Here is a 22,299-nt window from a genome sequence, read left to right on the forward strand (position 1 = left end):
GCCGGGCCGCCGCAGGCCCTGGCCCCACCGCAGGTGCTTCAGCGTGCCTGAAGGAAGTCGCCCACTTCCAGCAGCACCAGCTCGTTGTCGTCGGCCTGGTTGGGCGAGCGGCTGCTGGAGAACGGCAGGTTGTTGTCGTTGCCAACGACGATGTGCGTCGCATCGACGCGGTCGACGTTCTCGATGGTGAAGAAGGGGAAGGTGAACACGCCGTTGGTCAGCGGCTTCTTCGAGAGTTTGTTCGGATCGGCGATGTTCATCAGATCGATGTAGCCGATCTTGCGCACCGGCCCGTTCACGTTGGCCTCGCTGAGTTCGATCTTGTAGATGCGCTTGAACTTCGCCAGGTCGTGGAAGCAGTCGGGGCGCTTCTGGCCTTCGGGGCAGGCCAGGTCGGCCGTGCCTTCGCCGTTGTCGCGCTCGATGACCAGGCCCTCGGTCGGGCTGATCATGTTGAAGTCGCCGATGGCGAGGTGGTTGGCTTCCAGCACGTATTTCCAGTGCCGGCCGGTCCACTGCTCGGTCTTCACGTCGAACTCCAGCACGCGCAGGTACTGCTTGCCGTCCTGGGTTTCGAAACCTTTGGCGGCATCATCGTAGAGCGCGCCTTCGAGCATGGCGTAGAGCTTGCTGCCATCGGGCGAAGCCGCCATGCCTTCGTAGCCCTTGGAGCGGCGCACCTGGAACTTCACCTCACCGCCCGGGGCGCCGGGCGTGGTCACGGCCGGGTGGTCGGGCGAGCGCACCGCCTTGCCGTCGACCTGGGTTTCGAACACGGCCAGCACCTTGCCCTGGAGGTCGGCCTTGATCAGGAAGGGCCCGAACTCTTCGCCGATCCACAGGGCGCCGCCGGCAAACTGGAAGCTCTCCAGGTCCAGGTCGGCGCCGGTCAGGTAGCGCTGTTTGGTGCCTTCGTGGACGATGCGGAACGGCAGCTTCTTGTCGGGGTCGTGCAGGAACACGGTTTCCAGCCGCTTGAACTGGCCGCTCTGGAAGTCGACCTTGTAGCGGTTGAGGAAGAGCATGAAGTCGGGCGAATTGGCTTTGGAGCCGGCGCCGTTGTCGGTCAGCAGCCAGAAGCTGCCGTCGGGCATGCGCTTGATGCCCGAGTGGCCCTGCACCGGCTGACCCTGGAACGGCAGCGAGACGCCGGTGGGGCGACCGGCCGACTTGCCTTCCACCGAACCGACCGCGTCAACGCGCTGGCCGGTGGTGAACTTGCCGCTGACCTTCAGGTCGGCCGGGGCGTCTTTGGGCGCAGGAATGAAGGTCTTGGCCGGCAGGATGGCGTGGCCTGCCAGGGTGGCGGGATAGGCGGTCTGGGCGTGGGCGCCGTGGAAGGCGATCAGCAGCAGGGCAGGCAGGAGCCGGAAGGTGGGGCGCATGGTGGTGGTGTCGAAAGTGGATCGGATGTGGGCGGGGGAAAACCGCACAGGCGCGCAGCATGGCGGCGTGCCGTGACACCGCCACGACAGCCGGATGAAAGCGGCGTGACGGCACACCTGAAACAAAGCGAAAAAAACCGCGACGGTTTCGACACCCCGGCAGCGGCCGGCGCCGGCACCATGAAGGCCATGTTCAACACCTTCCCCGAAGGAGCACCGTCATGAGAACCTGGATCAGACGCAGCCTTACCGGCCTGGCCGCCGCAACCGTCGTGCTCGGCGGACTGACCGCCTGTGGCGCGCGTGGCGAACACAGCCGAGGCTGGAGCGACGAGCGGATCACCGAGGTGCGTGGCAAGGTGGTCGACAGGATCAGCGGCAAGCTCGATCTCAACGCCGAGCAGAAAACCAAGCTCGCTGCGCTGGCCGACGAGGTGATCGCTTCGCGCAAGCTGATGCGGGGCGATTCGGCCAACCCGCGTGGCGACCTGCAGGCCCTGATCGCGGGCGACCGCTTCGACCGCAGCCGGGCCCAGCAACTGCTCGACCAGAAGCTGCAGGCCGCGCAGGCCAACGGCCCGAAGGTGCTTGCCGCCTTCGGCGACTTCTACGACAGCCTCAACCCCGAGCAGCAGAAACAGGTGCGCGAGCGCCTGGAGAAGCGCGGCCACCGCTGGTGGGGCCGTGGCTGACGCCCTCCACGCGATCGCCCGGCAGGCCCGCCCGCACACGGCGGCCCTGCTGGCCGATGCCGACGACCCGCACGCCGAGCTGCTGACCCTGTTCTGGGGGCCGCAGTTCGACCGCGAATACGCCCTGGCGCTCTGGGCCCGCCTGTCGCAGCGCCAGCCGCTGGCGGCGGCGCCGCTGTTGCCCGCGCTGCTGTCCGTGGGCGACCGCTTCGACGCCCTCGCGCGGGGTGACAAAGCCCGGCTTCGCCGCTTGATTGCACGCCACCGCGCCCTGTCAGAATGAGCCGATGAACCGCATCCTGCTGATCGACGACGACGAAAACCTCGGCCCGCCGCTGGCGACCTACTTCCAGCGTTTCGAGCTGCAACTGGTGCACGCCACCCGGCCGAGCGCCGGCTTGGCCCTGTTGCGGGCCGGTGGTTTTGACGCCGCCATCCTGGACGTGATGCTGCCGGAAATGGACGGTTTCGAGCTGTGCCGCACCATCCGCAAGGAAAGCGACATCCCGGTGGTGATGCTGACCGCGCGCGGCGAGGTGATGGACCGCATCGTCGGCCTGGAACTGGGGGCCGACGACTACCTGCCCAAACCGTTCGAGCCGCGCGAACTGGTCGCGCGCCTGCAGACCGTGTTGCGGCGCCTCAAGCCGGCGGGCAACGGCCACGCCGCGGTGCTGAGCGCTGCGCCCACGCTGCGCTTTGACGGGCTGGAAATCGACACCGCGCGCCGCAGCGTGCGCCGCCTGGACGGCGAGATCGAGCTGACCGGCACCGAATACGAACTGCTGCTGATGCTGGCGCGCGAGCCCGGCAAGGTCTTCAGCCGCGACGACATCCTCAACCAGTTGCGCGGCCACGAGGCCGACCTCTACACCCGCGCGGTCGACATCGTGGTCAGCCGCCTGCGCCGCAAGCTGGAGCCGCTGGACTGCATCAAGACCCTGCGCAACGCCGGCTATTCGCTGGCCTTGCGGCGGGAGGGCGCATGAGCCGCCGGCAGCCCTCGGCCTGGCGGCGCGCCAAGCACCGTGTGGCGCATTCGATCAAGCTGCGCATGGTGCTGGTGTTCCTGCTGCTCGCGACGGCCATGACCTTCATCTTCGTCACCGGTGCCCAGAAGGCCTTCTCGGTCGGCTGGCGCGACGCCGCACGCCCCTTGCTGATGGACTATGTCGACCAGCTCACGCGCGAATGCACCGGCGCCAGCGGCACCCCGAGCATCGAGCGGGCTCAGGCCATCATCGGGCGGCTGCCGCTGACCGTCACGATCCAGGGGCCCACGGTCAACTGGGCGTCGCACCCGAACCAGACCCCGCCCGACTGGCTGCAGGACAAGGTCGATCATGGGGCAGCATCGCGCGGGCGCCAGGGCGACCGCGGTGTCGACTGGCAGCAGGTCCTTCAGCGCACCACGGCCGACGGCCACGTGCTCACCTTCGGCATCAACGGCGAGGCGTTCGAACGCAAGCCGCGCATGATCGGCTACGCCCTGGTCTCGCTGCTGGTGCTGACCCTGCTGGCCTGGCTGTACGTCCGGCGCCTGCTCAAGCCGCTGGACGCCATCGGCGAAGGCGCACAGCGGTTCGGCCGGGGCGACTTCAGCCAGCCGATTCCCGAGCGCTGCATCCACGGCCCGGACGAGCTGGGCGAGCTGGCGCTGACCATCAACACCATGGGTCAGGACATCCACCAGATGCTGGAAGCCAAGCGCGCGCTGCTGCTCGCGATCAGCCACGAACTGCGCAGCCCGCTCACGCGGGCGCGCCTCAACGCCGAACTGCTGCCGGAAAGCGACGACGTGGACCCGCAGCGCAAGGCCCTGCTGCGCGACCTGCAGGAAATGGCCACGCTGATCAGCGACCTGCTGGAGAGCGAGCGCCTGTCGGGCGACCATGCCGCGCTGCAGCGTGCGCCCACCGACCTGCCGGCGCTGGCCGCGCAGGTCATTGAAGACCTGAAAGCCCGCCACCCCGGGGCAGCACGGGTGGCGGTGAGCGCCCCGGCAGGCATGCCCCCCGTGTCGGTGGACCCGTCGCGGGTGCGCCTGCTGCTGCGCAACCTGATCGACAACGCGTTGCGCCACGGCGCCGACGCCACCGAATCGCCGACCGTGACCCTCTCGGCCGATGGCGGGACGGTCACGCTGGAAGTGCGCGACCACGGCCCCGGCGTGCCCGAAGAGCAACTGGCCCACCTGGCGCAGGCGTTCTACCGCCCCGACAGTGCGCGCACCCGCGCTGCCGGCGGCGTGGGGCTGGGCCTGTACCTGTGCCGCCTGGTGGCGCAGGCCCACGGCGGCGTGCTGTCGGCACGCAACGCCGGGCCGGGACTGGTGGTGACGGTGACGCTGCGCATCTGACCGGCGGCATCCTGCTCAGTCGTCGATGGCAACGCCCAAGAGCTTCTTCACCTCGGTGACAGAGCCGTTGAGCCCCAGAGCGGCAATGCTGCTGTCCAGCAGAATGTCGATGGCCTCGATCAGGCGCTTGAGCAGGCCTTGGGGTTTGTCGTCTTCTTTTCGCGGGGCTGCCTCTGGTGCCGAAGCCAAGAGGCTCCGCTCCGGTGGGGTCCTGAGGTGCTGCTGGTTCTCTGTTGGCAGTGTGGCCAGGAAGCGCTCCAGCAGGTAGCTCACCATCCCCAGCTTGGCCTGGAGTTGCGCGCCGTACAGACCGTGCTCCTGGAGCTTGGTGGGGGTGGCGTCGTTGACCTTTTCCTCCCATCCGCTGCGCTGAAAGTCTTCCTTGAAGTGTGACCAGGCATGGCGGTACATGCTCAGGGCCCCTTCATCGAGCAACGGGCCCTTGTCCGGTGGCACATTGGCGGGATGCAGGCGCTCCGGGAACTCCAGGAACCCCATTACCCAATCGATGAAGGCGCCGATATCGTTCCGCGCGTTCGAGCTCTTCGTCGTTCATGCAGCCTCCTTGTCCGGCGCCGATGGGCGAGTGTCGCGATCATGGCAGCCGGCGGCGCCAATCACCAGGAAGTCGTTGACCTCTTGGCGTGCCCTTGTTCGTACAGGCCCGCTCAGCGTGACAGCAGACTGCCCAGATCAACCCCCCCATCGGCCGCCTGTTCGGTGCTGGGCGATACCCCCGCATCCAACAGCTTGCGCGCCTGCAGATGGTCTTTGGCGGCGTTGACGCTGTCGACCGCGATCAGGCGGCCGTCCTTGAAGTGGTAGACGCTGAAGCCGGTGCCGGCGGCCATGTCGCCGCGCACGGCCCAGCGGTCGGCGCCGGTGGACAGGCCCGCCATCTGCAGCTTGCGGTCGTACTGGTCGCTCCAGAACCAGGGGGTGGCGGTGAAGGGGCGGTCCTGCCCGAGCAGGGCCGCCGCCGCGCTCTTGCCCTGTTCGGTGGCGTTCTGCACCGATTCCAGGCGCAGCAAGGTGCCGTCGGGCAGACGCCGTGCCGTGCAGTCGCCGGCCGCGACGATGTGCGGATCGCTGGTGCGGCCGCAGGCGTCGACCACGATACCGCGGTCGCAGGCGAGCCCCGCCTGCAGCGCCAGCGCGTCGTTGGCGCTGACGCCAATGCCGACCACGACCAGCCCGGCGGGCAGCACCTGGCCGTCGGCCAGCTTCACGCCGCGCACGCCGTTCGCATCGGTGTCGATGGCCGCGATCTGCGCGCCAAAGACCAGCTCAACGCCGTGGCTGCGGTGCAGTTCGGCATACCAGTCGCTGAGCACCGGCGCCAGCACGCGGCCCAGCAGGCGCGGGGCGGCTTCGAGCACGGTCACCCGCGCCCCTTTCTTGCGCGCCGTGGCCGCCACTTCCAGGCCGATGAAGCCGCCACCGATGACCACCACGGGCAGGTTCTTCTCCACACACCCGGCCATGCGTTCGGCGATGGCGCTGGCGTCCGCGCGCGAACGCAGCGGCAGCACACCCGCCGCGTCGGCACCGGGCAGCGGCAGGGCACGCGGGGTGGCGCCGGTGGCCAGCACCAGGCCGCTGTAGGGCAGGCGGCTGCCATCGGCCAGTTGCACGGTTTTGTGGGCACGGTCGATGGCTTGCACGGCGGCGTCGGTGCGCAGTTCGATGCCTTTTTTCGCCAGCATCTCGGGCGCGCGCATCACGAGTTGGGCCGCGTCCATCTCCCCGGCCAGCCAGGCTTTGGACAGCGGCGGGCGGTGGTAGGGGCCGTGGGGTTCGTCGCCCAGCAGGGTGATGGGGCCTTCAAAGCCGCCGCTGCGCAGGGCCTCGGCTGTCTGCAGGCCGGCCTGGCCGGCGCCGACGATGACCACGCCCGGGGTGCTCGCTGCGGCCGTCATTCCTGGCACTCGGGCAGGGTGACCACACCGCCTTCGAGCGCGGCGCTGGCCTTGATCTGGCAGGCCAGCCGGCTGTTCGGGCGGCGCTCGGCGGTCACGTTGTCCAGCATGTCCAGCTCGCCTTGCGCGGGGGCGGGCAGCACGCTGGCGAGGAAGTCGTCCACATAGCAGTGGCAGGTGGCGCAGGCGCAGGATCCGCCGCATTCGCCGATGATGCCTTCGACGCCGTTGGCCGTGGCGCCTTGCATCAGGCTCCAGCCGTCGGGCAGGTTCAGGGTGGTGGACTGGCCGCTGGCTTCGATGAAAGTGATGTTTGCCATGGTGGGACCTAAGGACCTCAGAGGTCAAAAGCTGCCGGCGGCGGGGCCGGCGGCAGCAGGAGAACGGGGCAGGGGCGGGGGGCTTACTGCACCTTGAGCTGCAGCACCAGCGGGCTGCGGAAGGTGGACGAGGGCATCCAGGGCAACTGGTCGGCCACGCGGGTGTAGTCGGGCACGACCTTGTGGAATTCTTCGAAGGCGATCTTCACCGCCAGGCGCGCGATGGCCGTGCCCAGGCAGGCGTGCACACCGCCACCGAAGCCCAGGTGCCCGCGCGGCTTGCGGGCGATGTCGTAGACGTCGGGGTTCGGGTACTGGCGTTCGTCGCGGTTGCCCGAGCCGTAGGCCAGGCAGACGAAATCGCCTTCCTTCATGGTCTGGCCGTGCAGGGTCACGTCCTTCATCAGGCGGCGGCGGAAGCGCTGGGCCGAGGTGTTGAAACGCAGGCTTTCTTCCACCGCGTCGGGCAGCAGGGCCGGGTTGGCGACCACGGCGCGGCGGGCCTCGGCGTAGGTGGCGAGGTTGTAGGCCATCATCATCATGAAGCCGCCCAGGGACTCGACGCCGGCCATGATCAGCGTGGTGGTGGTCAGCAGCACCTCGCGGTCGTCCAGTCGGTCGCCGTCGATCTCGGCCAGCGCGAAGTGGCTGATGAGGTCGTTCTTGGGCTCGGCGCGGCGCATGGCGATGACCTTGCTCGCGTATTCCTGCATCCAGTTGTAGGCGGCGATGTGCTCGGGGCCCTTGGCGCGGGTGCGGGCGTCGCTCTGCACCATCAGCACCGCGTTGTCGCGCACTTCCTGCTCGGGCACCAGGGCGTCGGCGCCCATGGGCAGGCCGAGCGCGGCCATCAGCACCTTGACGGTGAACTGCGAGGACACGTCCTTGAAGTCGAATTCGTCAATGCCCCGGAGCTGGCCGAACACCTCTTGCGCCACGGCGCGAATGGGCTCTTCCAGCGCCAGCAGGTTGCGCTTCATGAACGCGTGCTGGATCAGGCCGCGCAGGCGGTCGTGCTTCGGTGGGTCGGAACTGCCCAGCGTGGCGCCGGCGCGCCCGGGCAGTTCGGTCATCAGGTTGCCGCTGGCGCTGGAATAGGTCTGCCAGTCCTGGCCGGCGGTGACGATGTCGCTGTAGCGCGAGAGCACCCACATCTGGGCTTCCTCGCTCCAGTAGCAGGGGAATTCGTCGCGCAGACGCTGGTAGGTGGGGAAGGGATCGGCGTCGATGGCCGGTGAATAGGGATCGAAATGGAAGCTGCCAAGGCCCATGTCTTGTCTCCTGTGGGGTGGATCGGGAGCCTGAACTGTAGGGTTCGGACCGCTTCAAGACACTGCACAAAGCAGGGATAATCTGGGTACTTTTTGATCAAGATAGTGCCGATGGCAGCCACCGCATCCCGCCGCCCATCCTCGACAGCCACCCGCCGGCCGGTAGCGGCCATTCCCCGTTTTGCGCTGTACGGCGAAGCGGCGCGGCCGGGTGAAGAGCTGCTGCATATCGAGGAAGTCCAGTCGCGCAGCCGGCTTTACCACTGGGAAATCGATGCCCATGTGCACCAGGGGCTGTACCAGATTCTGTGGATCGGCGCGGGTGAGGCCGAGGTGATGCTGGACGAATGGCGGGCCCGGGTGCAGGGGCCCGCAGCCATCGTGGTGCCACCGGGCGTGGTGCACGGCTTCCGGTTCGAGCCCGAAACCCAGGGGCGGGTGCTCACGCTCAGCGCGCGGTTTCTGGTGGAAGGCGAGTTCGAAGGCATCGGTGCGGCTTTCCGGTCGCTGTTCATGGCGCCGGGGGTCTTGCACTTTTCCGAAGACGATGGCGAGGCGCAGCGGCTGAACGTGCAACTGGCGGAGCTGTCGGCGGAGTTCGCGCTGCCGGGTGCGGCGGACGCGCCCGTGCTGCGCTGGCTGGCGCGCGCGGTGGTCTGGCGCCTGGCCCGTGCCAGCGACCAGGGGCAGCGCGAGGGCGGTGAATCGCGGGCCCACCGCGCGCTGTTCACGCGCTTTTTGCTGCTGGTCGAGCAGCACTTTCTGGCCCACTGGCCCATGGAGCGGTATGCCTCGCGGCTGGGGTTGTCCACCCAGCGGCTGAACCGGCTGGTGCGTGGTGAGCGCGGCTGCACGGCGCTGGAACTGGTGCACGAACGGCTGACGCGCGAGGCGTGCCGGCGCCTGATCTACGTGGCAGCGCCGGCGGCCAGCCTGGCGCTGGAGCTGGGCTTCGAAGACCCGGCCTACTTTTCGCGCTTCTTCAGGCGGCGTACCGGGGCCAGTCCCCAGCAATGGCGGCGGGCGCACGCCGAAGGCCGGGTGCAGGCCGAGCCGGCACCCGAGGGCGCCGGCCCGGGGTCATGACGCTGGCCGGCGGGCCACATCGGCCAGCTTGATCTCGAACACGCCGTAGCCGTCGGTGGAGACGCCCAGCCGCTCCCCGGGCAGGGCCAACAATTCGCGCAGACGCATGTCGACGCTGAGGCGTTCGAGCGACACCACGCGGTGCTGGTCATCGATCAGGCCGACGAACAGCGACATGCCGCGCAAGGACGTGATGAGCACGCACTGCAAGGGCGCGTAGCGCTCGGCCAGTGTGCTCGGGCAGGCCAGGATGTCGCTGGGCGCGACGGCCGGAATGAACGAAAACAGCGGCTCGTCGAAACGCGCCGGATCGCCCATGGGTTCGTGCGGCTGGCCCTGGTAGGTGGAGCCCAGCGAATACAGCGGCCAGCCGTAGTTGTGACCACGCTGCAGCAGGTTGATCTCGTCGCCGCCCTTGGGGCCGTGGTCGGTGGCGTAGAGCGCACCGCCCACGCGCACCAGGCCCTGCGGGTTGCGGTGGCCGCTGGAATGCACCACGAAGGTCTCGCGCGCCGGGCCTTCACCGCGCAACTGGGCATCGGGGAAAAACAGCACCTTGCCGTAGGGCGAGGCCGGGTCCTGTGCCAGGCCGGCGATGCGCAGGTCGTCCGATGGCGTGCCCAGGCTCATGAGGATGCCACCTTCGTCGGCCACCCAGCCGCCGCCGATGGCGCTGAAATCGATCTCGTCCACCGGTGGCAGGCAGGGCGCGCGGAACACCTCGCGGCGTGCCGTCACGTTCACCAGCGACGCGAAGCGGCAGCCCTCGGGCAACGCCTGCATGGACACCAGCGCCAGCGTCTGGCCCTGGTAGCGGAACACCTGCTTGATGCCGCCGCCGCGGAAGGTGGAGGGCTTGGCATCGGTGATCACGCTGCCCAGTTGCCAGTGTGCCCAGTGCACGTCCACATCGTTCTGCTCGATCTTCACCGGCAGGGCGCCGCCCTCGTCGATGAAGCCGGCGGTCTTTTCGGTGCTGCCGTACGCGGGCAGGTGCAGCAGTTCGAGCGAAAAGTCGTTGGCGGTGAAGACCTTGATCTCGTCCGACTGGAGCGCCTGGCCTTGCGGGGCACCGCCACTGAGTTTTTCGCGCAGGGTCACCCACTGGTGCACCGCGGCGATTTTCAGCTCCTTGATGCCGTAGTAGGCGAAGTCCTTCTGGGTGGCCGAGCGCAGGCCCATGAGGAAACCGGCCAGGGCACCGCCGAGCAGCAGCACCCCGATGAGTGCGCGACGGCGCAACGACGACAGACGTTTCATGGCAAGGAGGGTGGGGGTCTCAGGGGGTGCGCTGGGCACGCTGGTCGAGCCAGCCCAGTGCGAAGGCCAGCGCGTCGCCGCCCATGGAGCTCAGCCGCATCACCAGGCTCAGGCCCAGCACGACCGAAATGCCCAGTTGCGGTGCCAGCAGTTTGAGCATGACGGCCTCGCGCACGCCCAGGCCGCCGGGTGCACCGGGCACGATGTAGCCGGCGGTCCAGGCCAGGGTGAACAGCAGCGTCAGTTGCAGCCAGTCCACCTCGGGGTGGCCGAACACCACGGTGGCCTGCAGCCAGAGCACCGAGCCGAGAACGGCAAAACACAGCATCATCAGCGCCGAAACGAGCAGTGCTGTGCCCAGGCGCGGGGCGGCCACCAGATCGCCCTTGCCCAGCTTGCGGCTGATGCCCGGGGCCACGGCGTTGAGCAGGTGCACCCCGATAAAGGGCGCAAACAGCATCAGGCCACCCAGCAGCGCCATGTAACCGGGGTGGGCGTTGTCGACCAGGCCTTCGTGCAGGTCGTCCACGTACACCAGCAGCGCCACCACGGTGAATGCCGAGCTGATCGCCAGGGTCCACACCACCTCCACGGCCATGGTGGCCACAGTCTTGCCGGTGGGCACGCCTTCCTTGGCGGCCAGCAGGGCGCGGCCGGTGTAGTGGCCGATGTTGCCCGGCAGGTATTTGCCGAACTGCGAAATGGCCACGATGCGCAGGGCCTGGCGGTAGCCCAGATGCACGCCCTGGTCGCGCAGCAGGCACTGCCACATGAGCGCGATCAGGATCACGGTGAACAGTGTGCCCAGCACCGACAGTCCCAGCACACCCAGCGTCGAGGCGGTCCATGCGATGGCCGGCAGGTGATGGAGGTTGACCCAGAGCTGGTAGACGAAATAGGCGCTCGCCAGCGCCAGCAGGGCGACAGCCAGCCCATGAGCCACACGCCGCACCAGCGGGATCGGGAGATGGGGGGCAGTGGGCGAATTCATGCGAACCGGTATCGATACACCCATTCTAGGAAGCGAAGCTTAAATTTCAGGGGCTTCCTGTGCGGTTGTGGCGGGGAACACGCCATCGACCACGGATTCGATGCGCGCGCGCAACCAGCGGTGCGCGTCGTCCTGCTGGTGCCGGCGGTGCCAGATCAGGTACATCGGCAGGCCCGGGCAGGGCAGCGGCATGGCGACGCTGGCGAAATCGCGCAGCAGACCCCGGGCCATCAAACCCGGGGCAGCGGCCAGCAGCGGGCTGCCACGCAGGAAGGCGGGCACCCCGGCGAAACCCGGCACCATGACCGCGAAGCGGCGCTGGACGCCCCGAGCCAGCAGCGTGTGGTCCAGATCGAGCAGGCGCCGGGGCTCGTAGACCACGCTCACATGGTCGGCCGCCAGCCACTCCGCCAGCGACTGCGGCGCGTCGCGCACGGCCGGGTCGTAGAACACGCGGTAGCGGTCTTCGAACAGGCGCTTTTGCACGATGTCGCTGCCCTCGGGCGGGCGGGGGCTGATCGCCAGATCGCAGGCCCCGTCGCGCAGCATCTCCAGGCTGGGAATGTCCGACGGGATGATCCGCAGCGCCACGCCGGGGGCCTCGCTGCGCAGGGTGGTGGCCAGCGCTGGCAGCAGCACGTCGCGCTGGAAGTCGTTGGCGGCGATGGTGACCGTGGCGCGCCAGCGTCCCGGCTCGAAGGCGCCGGCGTGGGCGAACCCCTGCAACTGGCGCAGCAGTTCGCGGGCGCGCTCGGACAACGCCAGCGCACGCGCGGTGGCCACGATGCCGCGCCCGCTTTTGACGAACAGTGGGTCGCCCGTGATGGCGCGCAGCTTGTCCAGCTGGTGGCTGACCGCCGATTGCGTGACGCCCAGCGCCTGTGCCGCCCGGGTGATGCTGCCCGCGTCGATCACCGCCACCAGCAACTGCAGCAGGCGTGCGTCCAAATCTGACCAATCGAAATCATTCATGTATCAAATGATCATTGATCTGTTTATCTTTGGCAATGCCGGCGGAATACTCGCCCCAGATTTCCGCCCATTCCATCCCACACAGGAGGCATTCGTGAGCCAGACCATCCCCGGTACCACCCCGTTCGACGGCGACGTCGCGCAGAAGGGCTACGCCCTGAACAAGATGTGTTTTTCCTTCAACCACCAGGCCAACCGCGACGCTTTCGTGGCCGATCCCGAGGCCTACATGCAGCAATACGGTCTCAACGCGCAGCAGGCCGAGGCGATCCGTTCCAAGCAGGTGCTGGCGTTGCTGGCTGCGGGCGGCAATGCGTACTACCTGGCCAAGTTCGCCGGCATCTTCGGGCTGGACATGCAGGACATCGGCGCCCAGCAGACGGGCATGACCAAAGACCAATTCAAGGCCAAGCTGGTTGCGGCCAACGAGCAATGCTGATTCGCAAGGAAGACTGACATGGCACAACTCATCGGTGGCCTGGCCACATCGCACATCCCCGCCATCGGCGGCGCCATCCACAAGGGCAAGCAGAACGAGCCTTACTGGAAGCCCTTCTTCGACGGCTTTCCGCCCATCCACCAATGGCTGGGCCAGGTCCAGCCCGACGTGGTCGTGGTGTTCTACAACGACCACGGGCTGAACTTCTTCCTCGACAAGATGCCGACCTTCGCGGTGGGGGCCGCAGCCACCTACAGCAATGCCGACGAGGGCTGGGGCATTCCCACGCTGCCGCCGATCCCGGGTTGCCAGGATCTGTCGTGGCACCTGATCAATGAGCTGATCGCCAAGGAGTTCGACATCGTGACCTGCCAGGAAATGCTGGTGGACCACGCCTGCACGCTGCCGTTCAAGCTGTTCTGGCCTGACCACGAGGTGGCGCCGGTGCAGATCGTGCCCATCAGCATCAACACGGTGCAGTTCCCGCTGCCGACGGCCAAGCGCGTCTACAAGCTGGGCAAGGCTGTGGGGGAAGCGATCGTGAACTGGCAGAGCGACAAGAAGGTGGCGGTGATGGCCACGGGCGGTCTGTCGCACCAACTGGAAGGCGAGCGCGCCGGGTTCATCAACAAGGCGTTTGATCTGCAGTTTCTGCAGAGCATGGAAACGAATCCGGAGTGGGCGACGCAGTTCACCGATCTGGAGCTGGTCGAGAAGGCAGGCACGCAGGGGGTGGAACTGCTGATGTGGCTGGCCATGCGTGCAGCGCTGACCGCGGGTGGGGCCGGTGTGCGCAAGGTGCACAGCAACTACCACATCCCGATTTCCAACACGGCCACGGGTGTGCTGGCGCTGGAGACGATCTGACTTTTTTGTCGGCGTCTGGCGCTGATAAAGAGAGGGAGCCTTTGGCTCCCTTTTTCGTTCCAGTACACGTGCGGGTGCCAGGATCGTCCGGTATCCGACTCCGCGAATGTCCCCCGGCTTGGGCTGCGCCCAAGCCTCCTCCTTTATTTCGCTGCGTCGGACACCGAACGCTCCTGACACCAGAGGCGCTGTGGGTGCTCCATGTCCATTCTGTGCGAACCACTTCGCTCGCGGGACGGGCGTGTCGGGTGCTTGACGCAGCGAAATAAAGGAGGAGGCGGCCGCAGGCCGCCGGGGGACATTCGCGGAGGCAGGTGCCGGGTGCTCCCGCTGCCGCCCGATGCCTCTGAACGAAACCTGCAGAGCAAAAAAACGGGGACCCGAAGGTCCCCGCCATGTCGAAGCGAAACGCTGAAGTCAGATCACAGCGAATCGATGAAGCTGCGCAGCTTGTCCGAACGGCTCGGGTGCTTGAGCTTGCGCACGGCCTTGCTCTCGATCTGACGAATCCGCTCGCGCGTCACGTCAAACTGCTTGCCCACTTCTTCCAGCGTGTGGTCGGTCGACATCTCGATGCCGAAACGCATGCGCAGCACCTTGGCTTCGCGCGGCGTCAGGCTGTCCAGGATCTCCTTGACCACCTCGCGCAGACCGGCCTGCATCGCGGCCTCGATCGGCGCGGTGTTGGCCTGGTCCTCGATGAAATCGCCCAGGTGCGAATCGTCGTCGTCGCCGATCGGCGTCTCCATGGAGATCGGCTCTTTGGCGATTTTCATGATCTTGCGGATCTTGTCCTCGGGCATCTCCATCTTCTCGGCCAGGATGGAGGCGTCGGGTTCGAAGCCGTGTTCCTGCAGATGCTGGCGCGAGATGCGGTTCATCTTGTTGATGGTCTCGATCATGTGCACCGGGATGCGGATGGTGCGGGCCTGGTCAGCGATCGAGCGGGTGATGGCCTGACGAATCCACCAGGTGGCGTAGGTCGAGAACTTGTAGCCGCGGCGGTATTCGAACTTGTCCACCGCCTTCATCAGGCCGATGTTGCCTTCCTGGATCAGGTCCAGGAACTGCAGACCGCGGTTGGTGTACTTCTTCGCGATCGAGATCACCAGACGCAGGTTGGCCTCGATCATTTCCTTCTTCGCGTCGCGCGACGAGGCCTCGCCCTCGTTCATGCGCTTGTGGATGTCCTTGAGCTGGGGCAGCGGCACCACCACGCTGTTCTGGATGGTGAGCAGGCCCTGCTGCAGTTCCTGGATCGGCGGAATGTTGCGTTCCAGCACGGTGCTCCAGGGCTTGCCGGCGGCCGATTCCTTCTCCACCCACTTGAGGTTCAGCAGGTTTTCGGGGAAGGCAGCGATGAACTTCTCCTGGGGCATGCCGCACTTGTCCACGATGATGCGGCGCAGCTCGCGCTCCTTCTTGCGCACCTCGTCAACCTGGCCACGCAGCGTGTCGCACAGCTTCTCGATCGCCTTGGCCGTGAAGCGGATGGTCATCAGCGTTTCGGTGATGTTGTGCTGGGTCTTGTGGTAGGTGGGGCTGCCGTAGCCTTCCTTGTCGTAGACCTTGTGCAGCTTTTCGAACTGCGCGCGGATCTTGTCGAAGCGCTCCAGCGCTTCGCGCTTGAGTTCTTCGAGCTTGCGCGTCAGGGCCTTGGAGCCGCCCTTGCCATCGTCGTCGTCGGCTTCGTCGTAGTCGTCGAAGTCTTCTTCGGCCACGTAGTCGTCGGCCGCGTCGGCGTCGGCGAAACCGTCGACCACGGTGGAGATCACCACCTTGCCTTCGCGGATTTCTTCCGACATGGCCAGCAGTTCGGCGATGGTGGCCGGGCTTTCGCTGATGGCCGCCATCATGTCGTTGAGGCCACCTTCGATGCGCTTGGCGATCTCGATTTCGCCTTCGCGCGTCAGCAGCTCCACGGTGCCCATTTCGCGCATGTACATGCGCACCGGGTCGGTGGTGCGGCCGAATTCGCTGTCCACGGTGGACAGCGCGGCTTCGGCGGCTTCTTCGGCCTCTTCTTCACTCGAACCGGTGGGGGCGTTGTCGGTGATGATCAGCGCTTCGGCGTCGGGTGTCTGCTCGTACACCGCCACGCCCATGTCGTTGAGCAGGGCGATCACCACCTCCAGCGTCTCGGCATCGATCAGCTTGTCGGGCAGGTGGTCGTTGATTTCGCCGTGCGTCAGGTAGCCGCGCGTCTTGCCCAGCTTGATCAGCGCCTTCAGGTGCTCGCGCCGGGTTTTGGATTCCTCTTCGGACAGGACGGTGTCGTCCAGGCCGAATTCCTTCATCAGCGCCCGTTCCTTGGCCTTGCTGATCTTCATGCGCAGCGGCTTGACCTTCTCCACCGGCTGCACTTCGTCGGCGACCTCCTCGACCACTTCTTCGGTGAGGTCTTCCTCCACGTCGCTCAGGTCGGCATCGTCGAGGTCGGCGTCTTCCTTGCCCTTGGGCTTGCGGCCGCGCTTGGCCGCGGGCTTGTCGCCGCTGGCCGCCTTGGCGGGGCGGCCGGGCTTTTTCTTGGCGGCCGGGGCGGCTGCGGTATCCAGTTCGTCAGCGGCGGCGGCCTTGGTTTTGGCTGCCTTGGCCGGCTTGGTGTCGTCCTTGGCTGCGGGTTTCGCGGGGGTCTTGGCGGTCACGGAAGTCGAGGCTTTCTTTTTCGTCGGCTCCGGAGCGGCCGCGGCGGCGGACTTCTTGGCGACTTTGGTGCTGGAGGCGGGCGTACTGGCTTTCTTCGCGGGCATGAGAACCTCAAAAAAAACGGCAGGAAGGTAACCGGCTGAGACACACAAAAACGCCAGAAATTCACCGCAGGCGGTGCTTTCCGGGGGTTCTTGTCGGGCACGATGCCCACCCTGGGCCGGTCAGGGGCGGGCCTGCAAGCTGGTGGGCGAACATTTGGTGTGCAGTCCTTGCGGGGTGTCCGTCAGGCCCGTGGTGGGCGCTGAGGTGGCCGGGATCATGTGAGTCCACGTGGCCCCTGTGCTGGGGTCGGGCCGGTGCCGGAGGTGCTGCTGTCGCGCTTGCGGTGCAAAAGCCCTCAATTATACCAACGGGATCGTTTTCAGGGTGCGCAGGCGCTCGTGGATCTCGCGCAGTCGCTCGCGCGCCACAGGATCCAGGGCCGCCCGGGCGCTCAGCGCCTGGCTTTCGCGCTCGAGCTCGTCGCAGCGCAGCCGGTTCATCACGCCGTCGAGTTCCTGCAGTTCGGCCTCACTGTCGGCGGCGACGGTCGCCTGTTCGACTTCGGCGCACACGTAGGCCTCGAAGCTCTCCCCGCGCAGGGCTTCGCGCAGGGCGGCCCAGGGCAGGGGGCCGTGTTCGTGCAATTGCGCCTCCAGCCAGGCGAACACCGGGCCGTGGGGCGCTGGCAGGTGGGCCAGCATGGCGTGGTCGTCGGCCGACAGCCGGTCCCAGGCTGCGGCATTGGCCAGCAGCAGGCCCACGGCACGGTCGACCCGGCTGCGGCTGGCCCGCTGCTGGCCGAGCATGCGCGGTGGCGGCGGTGGCGAGCGCCGCCAGTTGCCGCTGCCACTGCGACCGCTGCCCGACCAGGGTTGGCGGGCGGGCGAACCGCCGCGCGCCGTGCTGCCCGACACACCCGATGGGCCGGCTGTGTGGGGCGCAGCGGCCGCGTTGGCCGGTGCGGTGTTCGGAGCGTGGGCCGCGTCTGCCGAACGGGCCCGCGCAGGGCGCTGGCCCGGGCCGGGTTTGAGCCAGATCTGGTGCAGATCGGCGCTGCCGATGCCGATGTCGCGGGCCAGTTCGGCCAGCAACTGCTGTTTGAGAGCACCTTCCGGCAGCGCTGACCACAGGGGCTGAGCCTGCGCGGCGAGCCGGGCACGGCCCTCGGCGCTGCCGAGGTCGCAGTCGGCGCTGGCGGCGTCCACGAGGAACCGCGAGAGCGGGGTGGCGCCCTGCACGAACTGGGCGAAGGCGTCGGCACCATGAGCACGGATGTAGCTGTCCGGGTCATGCTCGGGCGGCAGGAACAGAAACTTCACGCTGCGCGTGTCGGTCGCCAGCGGCAGGGCGGCGTCCAGCGCCTTGCGCGCGGCACGCCGGCCCGCGGCGTCGCCGTCGAAGCTGAACACCACCGCGTCGGTGAAGCGGAACAGCTTGTGCACATGGTCGGGCGTGCAGGCCGTGCCCAGCGTGGCCACCGCGTTGGCAAAGCCCAGCTGGGCCAGGGCCACCACGTCCATGTAGCCTTCGGTCACCAGGGCATAACCGTGCTGGCGGATGGCGGTGCGGGCCTCGAACAGGCCGTACAGTTCGCGCCCCTTGCTGAACACCGGGGTTTCGGGCGAGTTCAGGTATTTGGGTTCGCCTTTGTCGAGCACGCGCCCGCCGAAGCCGATGCACTCGCCCTTGACATTGCGGATCGGGAACATGATGCGGTCGCGGAAGCGGTCGTAGCGCTTGGCCTGACCGTCCTGGCCTTTTTCGTCCTCGTGCTCGATCACCAGGCCCGACTCGACCAGCAACGGTTCGCTGTAGTCCGGAAACACCCCGGCCAGGTGGCGCCAGCCTTCCGGGGCGTAACCCAGGCCGAAGGCCTTGGCGACCTGGCCGGTCAGGCCCCGGCCCTTGAGGTAGTCCACGGCGCGGGGCGCATCCTTGAGGTCCTTCTGATAGGCCTTGGCGGCTTTCTCCAGCACGTCGGTCAGGGTGGCCTGCTTCTGGCGCTGCTGGGCGGCGCGCTCGCGCTCCTGCGGGGTCACGTCGTCTTCGGGTACCTGCAGACCCACTTGCTGGGCAAGGTCCTTGACGGCTTCGATGAAGCTCATGCCCGTGTGTTCCATCAGAAAGCCGATGGCGTTGCCGTTGGCACCGCAACCGAAGCAGTGATAGAACTGCTTGCTGGGGCTCACGCTGAACGACGGCGACTTTTCCCCGTGGAAGGGGCACAGGCCCATGAAGTTGGCGCCGCCTTTCTTGAGCTGCACGTAGCGTCCCACCACATCGACCACGTCGACGCGGGCGAGCAACTCCTGGATGAAAGACTGGGGGATGGCCACGCGCTATTCTCTCGCATGCGCTGGCCGCAGGCCGGCACCGCAACGGAGCCCCCATGACGAGCATTTACGACCAGGACCTTCCCCGCAACGAGGCCAATTTCGCCCCGCTGACCCCACTGGCTTTCATCGAGCGTTCCGCCGAGGTCTACCCCGACCGGCTGGCCATCGTGCACGGCGCGCTGCGCCAGACCTGGGCGCAGACCTATGCCCGCACCCGTCAGTTGGCCAGTGCCCTGCGCAAGGCCGGCATCGGCAAGAACGACACGGTGGCGGTGATGCTGCCCAACACACCGCCCATGGTGGAGGCCCATTTCGGCGTGCCCATGGCCGGGGCCGTGCTCAATACCCTGAACACCCGGCTGGACCCGGAGGCGATTGCTTTCATGCTTGATCACGGCGAAGCCAAGGCCGTGATCGTCGATCCGGAATTCGCCGGCACCCTGGCCAAGGCGCTGCCGCTGCGCCAGTCGGCCACGCCGCTGTTGGTGATCGACGTGGAAGATGCGTTGTTCCCCGGTGATGCCCAGCCCGTGGGCAGTACCACCTACGAAGCCTTCCTGGCCGGCGGCGATCCGGCCTTCGACTGGGCCTGGCCGGCCGATGAATGGGACGCCATCGCCCTCAACTACACCAGCGGCACCACCGGCAACCCCAAGGGCGTGGTCTACCACCACCGCGGCGCGGCGGTGAACGCCATCAGCAACATCCTCGAATGGGACATGCCCAAGCACGCGGTCTACCTGTGGACGCTGCCCATGTTCCACTGCAACGGCTGGTGCTTTCCCTGGACCGTTGCGGCCCGCGCCGGGGTGAACGTGTGCCTGCGCCGTGTCGAAGCGCAGGCAATCTTCGATCTGATGCGCGAGCACGGGGTGACCCACTACTGCGGGGCCCCCATCGTGCAGGGGTTGCTGGTCAACGCCCCGGCCGCCATGAAGGTGGGCCTGCCTGCCGGCATCAAGGCCATGGTGGCCGGCGCCGCGCCGCCGGCCTCGATGATCGAGGGCATGGAACAGATGGGGTTCGACCTCACGCACGTCTATGGCCTGACCGAGGTCTACGGTCCGGCCACCGTGTGCGCCAAGCACGAATCCTGGAACGAGCTGGACATCGGCGAGCGTGCCCGGCTCAATGCGCGCCAGGGCGTGCGCTATCACCTGCAGCGTGGGGCGCGCGTGCTCGATCCCGAAACCATGCAGCCCGTGCCCGAAGACGGCGAGACCATGGGCGAGATCATGTTCAAGGGCAACATCGCCATGAAGGGGTACCTGAAGAACCCCAAGGCGACGCAGGAGGCCTTTGCCGGCGGCTGGTTCCACAGCGGTGACCTGGCCGTGCAGTACCCCGACGGCTACCTCAAGATCAAGGACCGCAGCAAGGACATCATCATCTCGGGCGGCGAGAACATTTCCAGCATCGAGGTCGAGGACGTGCTCTACCGCCACCCCGACGTGCTGGCCGCCGCCGTGGTGGCCAAGCCCGATGCCAAGTGGGGCGAAACGCCGTGCGCCTTCGTGGAGCTGAAGTTCGGCGCCCAGACCACGCCGGAAGGTATCGTGGCCCACTGCAAGCAGCACCTGGCCGGTTTCAAGGTGCCGCGTTACGTGGTGTTCGGCGAACTGCCCAAGACCAGCACCGGCAAGATCCAGAAGTTCGAGCTGCGCAAGCGCGCCGGATCGGCCACCGCGATCGACGTGTAACCCCGTGGTCGCATGCAAGCGCCCGTAAGGGGTGCGTCAACGAAGCGCAGTCAGTGCCGTGGCGCTGGCGCTGCCAGGCCACAGGTGCGCTCCCCCTCGAAGCGCCGAAGGCGCGCTGCAGCGGGGAATACCGCACAGCGCGCTGGGGTGTTTTCAGTCCCCCGCCACAACCCCCTCACGGCGCGGGTCGGCGCCGCCGAACAGCACCGGCTGCCCGTGTACCTGGCCGCGCGCAATCGCCTGCAGGCCGCTGGTCATGGCCGTTTCACGCACCTCGTGACCACGCGACTTCAGTGCCTCGATGGTGGCCGGCGGAAAGCGCTTCTCTTCCAGCAGCGTCGGAGCGCCAGTGGCGCCGAAGTTCGGCAGGCTGATCGCCTGCTGCGGCAACAGGCCCCATTGATAGAGGCCGTACAGGGTCTTGGCCGTGTAATGGATGATGAGTGCCCCGCCTGGGCTGCCAGCGCTGGCGAGCAGTTGGCCGCTGGCCTTGTCGAACACCAGCGTGGGCGCCATCGACGACCGCGGGCGCTTGCCGGGCTGCACCCGATTGGCGATGGGGCGGCCCTGGGCGTCGGCGGGCGCAAAGCTGAAATCGGTCAGTTCGTTGTTGAGCAGGAAGCCCTTGACCATCTGGCGCGCGCCGAAGGCGTCTTCGATGGTGGTGGTCATGGCCAGTGCATTGCCTTGGGCGTCGATGATGCTGATGTGGCTGGTGCCGAACTCGGGTTGTTCGGCCATGGGGCCGAACGCCGTTCGCACCATGCCCGGCATGCCGGGCTGGGCGGCGGGCATGCGCTGGGTGCCGATCAGCGCGGCGCGTTCCTTCAGGTAGGCCGGGTCCAGCAGGCTCAGCCAGTTGCCGGCTGGCGCGGTCACAAAGTCTGGGTCGGCCACGTACTGGGCTCGGTCGGCGAAGGCCAGGCGCGCGGCTTCGGTGTACAGGTGCAGCCATTCGGCGCCAGGCAGGCCGTCGGTCAGCGGGAGGGTGGCGGCCGGTGTGTGCGCCAGGATGCCGAGGATCTGGCCCACGGCGATCGCGCCCGAACTTGGCGGTGGGAATCCGCAGAACGACAGCGCCCGGCCCTGGGCGCTGAAGTCGTGGCACAGCGCGGAGCGCTTCTTGGGTTGGTAGCCGGCCAGATCGGTCAGGGCCAGCTTGCCGGGGTTGGTCGGGTGGCCGGTGACCTTGGCGACGATGGCCTGAGCGACCTCGCCTTGGTACAGAGCGTCCGGGCCGCGCCGAGCGATGTCGCGCAGCACGACAGCCAGCTCGGGGTTCTTGAGCACGTGCCCGACCGGGTGTGGCGTACCGTCGGCCTGGTAGAAATAGGCGCGCGCGACCGGGTCTTTCTTCAGGTGTGGCTCAGCCGCCAGCATGGCGTGCAGGCGCGGGCTGACTTTGAAGCCCTGTTCGGCCAGCACGATGGCGGGCTCGAACAGCGCGGCCCAGGGCAGCTTGCCGTGTTCGCGGTGCACGAGGTCGAGCATGCGCACGGTGCCGGGTGTGCCCACCGAGCGGCCGCCGACAACGGCATCGTGAAAGGCCAGCGGTTTGTTATCCGGTCCGAGCAGGAGCTTCTCGTCGGCTGCGGCCGGCGCGGTTTCGCGGCCGTCATAGGCTTCAGTCCGGAGACCATCGTGGTGCAGCAGGAAAGCACCGCCGCCGATACCGCTGGACTGGGGTTCGACCAGGGTGAGCACCATCTGCACGGCGACCGCCGCGTCCACGGCGCTGCCACCCGCCTTGAGGATCTGGTAACCGGCGTCGGTTGCCAGCGGGTTGGCCGCAGCCACCGCAAAACGTTGTGTGACCCAGCCGGGTTTGTCCTGGTAGCCGGTGGCGCCCTCGGGCTGCTCGGGCGGCTGGTAGGCAAAGCGGCTTCCATCGTTTCGAGGCTGGCTGCTGCAGGCGGCCAACAGCAGGGCGATGGCGGTGGCGCCCAGCAGGCGTCGGCTTGGGTGGATGCGCATGATGGTCTCCCCAGGTTGGAGAGGCCATCATAGGGGC

At 67.4% G+C, this 22,299-nt stretch carries 19 protein-coding genes; 8 read left to right on the top strand and 11 right to left on the bottom strand.

What is annotated here, in order from left to right; translation table 11 throughout:
- Positions 1-38 precede the first annotated feature (38 nt).
- Positions 39-1,385 (bottom strand): esterase-like activity of phytase family protein, encoded by a 1,347-nt coding sequence (locus QQK43_RS06280; protein ID WP_284307111.1) that lies wholly within the window; start codon positions 1,383-1,385, stop codon positions 39-41.
- Between the two features lie 221 nt (positions 1,386-1,606).
- On the opposite strand from QQK43_RS06280, the gene QQK43_RS06285 reads away from it, so the two are divergent.
- Genes QQK43_RS06285 through QQK43_RS06300 form a run of 4 tightly spaced genes read left to right on the top strand, consistent with a single transcriptional unit; the run spans position 1,607 to position 4,436 of the window.
- Positions 1,607-2,077, top strand: coding sequence for a Spy/CpxP family protein refolding chaperone (locus QQK43_RS06285; RefSeq protein ID WP_284307112.1), 471 nt, complete (start codon positions 1,607-1,609; stop codon positions 2,075-2,077).
- Positions 2,070-2,360, top strand: a complete 291-nt coding sequence (locus tag QQK43_RS06290; RefSeq protein WP_284307113.1) for a hypothetical protein — start codon at positions 2,070-2,072, stop codon at positions 2,358-2,360. Before QQK43_RS06285 ends, QQK43_RS06290 begins: the two co-directional genes overlap by 8 nt.
- A gap of 4 nt (positions 2,361-2,364) precedes the next feature.
- Positions 2,365-3,066, top strand: a complete 702-nt coding sequence (locus QQK43_RS06295) for a response regulator transcription factor (RefSeq protein ID WP_284307114.1) — start codon at positions 2,365-2,367, stop codon at positions 3,064-3,066.
- Positions 3,063-4,436 carry a HAMP domain-containing sensor histidine kinase gene (locus tag QQK43_RS06300; protein ID WP_284307115.1) on the top strand — a complete coding sequence of 458 codons (1,374 nt, stop codon included), beginning with the start codon at positions 3,063-3,065 and terminating at the stop codon, positions 4,434-4,436. The genes QQK43_RS06295 and QQK43_RS06300 overlap by 4 nt, the downstream gene beginning before the upstream one ends.
- 15 nt (positions 4,437-4,451) lie before the next feature.
- Here the strand turns inward: QQK43_RS06300 and QQK43_RS06305 are convergent, their stop codons facing one another.
- From QQK43_RS06305 to QQK43_RS06320, 4 genes are all read right to left on the bottom strand, one after another.
- Positions 4,452-4,934 carry a hypothetical protein gene (locus tag QQK43_RS06305; RefSeq protein ID WP_284307116.1) on the bottom strand — a complete coding sequence of 161 codons (483 nt, stop codon included), beginning with the start codon at positions 4,932-4,934 and terminating at the stop codon, positions 4,452-4,454.
- A 170-nt stretch (positions 4,935-5,104) separates the two neighbouring features.
- Positions 5,105-6,355, bottom strand: a complete 1,251-nt coding sequence (locus tag QQK43_RS06310; RefSeq protein WP_284307117.1) for an NAD(P)/FAD-dependent oxidoreductase — start codon at positions 6,353-6,355, stop codon at positions 5,105-5,107.
- Positions 6,352-6,675, bottom strand: a complete 324-nt coding sequence (locus QQK43_RS06315) for a 2Fe-2S iron-sulfur cluster-binding protein (protein ID WP_234263466.1) — start codon at positions 6,673-6,675, stop codon at positions 6,352-6,354. The genes QQK43_RS06310 and QQK43_RS06315 overlap by 4 nt, the downstream gene beginning before the upstream one ends.
- Positions 6,676-6,758: 83 nt before the next feature.
- Positions 6,759-7,946, bottom strand: a complete 1,188-nt coding sequence (locus QQK43_RS06320; RefSeq protein ID WP_284307118.1) for a cytochrome P450 — start codon at positions 7,944-7,946, stop codon at positions 6,759-6,761.
- A gap of 111 nt (positions 7,947-8,057) precedes the next feature.
- On the opposite strand from QQK43_RS06320, the gene QQK43_RS06325 reads away from it, so the two are divergent.
- Complete coding sequence (locus tag QQK43_RS06325) at positions 8,058-9,032, top strand: helix-turn-helix domain-containing protein (RefSeq protein ID WP_284307119.1); 975 nt, start codon at positions 8,058-8,060, stop codon at positions 9,030-9,032.
- Here the strand turns inward: QQK43_RS06325 and QQK43_RS06330 are convergent.
- The 3 genes from QQK43_RS06330 to QQK43_RS06340 are packed head-to-tail and all read right to left on the bottom strand — an operon-like array spanning position 9,027 to position 12,255.
- Positions 9,027-10,292: a PQQ-dependent sugar dehydrogenase gene (locus QQK43_RS06330; RefSeq protein ID WP_284307120.1), complete on the bottom strand. Its 1,266-nt coding sequence runs from the start codon at positions 10,290-10,292 to the stop codon at positions 9,027-9,029. The two genes, QQK43_RS06325 and QQK43_RS06330, sit on opposite strands and share 6 nt — an antisense overlap.
- A gap of 19 nt (positions 10,293-10,311) precedes the next feature.
- Entirely contained in the window at positions 10,312-11,283 is a 972-nt protein-coding gene (locus tag QQK43_RS06335; RefSeq protein ID WP_284307121.1) for a lysylphosphatidylglycerol synthase transmembrane domain-containing protein, read from the bottom strand.
- A gap of 39 nt (positions 11,284-11,322) precedes the next feature.
- Positions 11,323-12,255: a LysR family transcriptional regulator gene (locus QQK43_RS06340; protein ID WP_284307122.1), complete on the bottom strand. Its 933-nt coding sequence runs from the start codon at positions 12,253-12,255 to the stop codon at positions 11,323-11,325.
- A gap of 94 nt (positions 12,256-12,349) precedes the next feature.
- Between QQK43_RS06340 and QQK43_RS06345 the strand changes: the two genes are divergently transcribed.
- On the top strand, positions 12,350-12,694 hold the full coding sequence (locus QQK43_RS06345) for a protocatechuate 4,5-dioxygenase subunit alpha (RefSeq protein ID WP_234263460.1): 345 nt from the start codon (positions 12,350-12,352) through the stop codon (positions 12,692-12,694).
- Between the two features lie 18 nt (positions 12,695-12,712).
- On the top strand, positions 12,713-13,561 hold the full coding sequence (locus tag QQK43_RS06350; RefSeq protein ID WP_284307123.1) for a class III extradiol dioxygenase family protein: 849 nt from the start codon (positions 12,713-12,715) through the stop codon (positions 13,559-13,561).
- Positions 13,562-13,983: 422 nt separating this feature from the next.
- On the opposite strand, the gene rpoD is transcribed toward QQK43_RS06350, so the two are convergent.
- A complete protein-coding gene (gene rpoD / locus QQK43_RS06355) occupies positions 13,984-16,311 on the bottom strand; it encodes an RNA polymerase sigma factor RpoD (RefSeq protein WP_284307124.1) in 2,328 nt (775 codons plus the stop codon).
- A gap of 300 nt (positions 16,312-16,611) precedes the next feature.
- On the bottom strand, positions 16,612-18,588 hold the full coding sequence (dnaG, locus tag QQK43_RS06360) for a DNA primase (protein ID WP_284307125.1): 1,977 nt from the start codon (positions 18,586-18,588) through the stop codon (positions 16,612-16,614).
- Positions 18,589-18,641: 53 nt separating this feature from the next.
- Between dnaG and QQK43_RS06365 the strand changes: the two genes are divergently transcribed.
- Entirely contained in the window at positions 18,642-20,288 is a 1,647-nt protein-coding gene (locus QQK43_RS06365; RefSeq protein ID WP_284307126.1) for an acyl-CoA synthetase, read from the top strand.
- A gap of 153 nt (positions 20,289-20,441) precedes the next feature.
- Here QQK43_RS06365 and QQK43_RS06370 read toward each other — a convergent pair whose 3' ends face one another.
- Positions 20,442-22,262, bottom strand: a complete 1,821-nt coding sequence (locus QQK43_RS06370; protein ID WP_284307127.1) for a gamma-glutamyltransferase family protein — start codon at positions 22,260-22,262, stop codon at positions 20,442-20,444.
- Between the last annotated feature and the right edge of the window lie 37 nt (positions 22,263-22,299).

The sequence above is a fragment of the Hydrogenophaga electricum genome, from assembly GCF_030160815.1.
Lineage (GTDB): Bacteria > Pseudomonadota > Gammaproteobacteria > Burkholderiales > Burkholderiaceae_C > Hydrogenophaga > Hydrogenophaga electricum.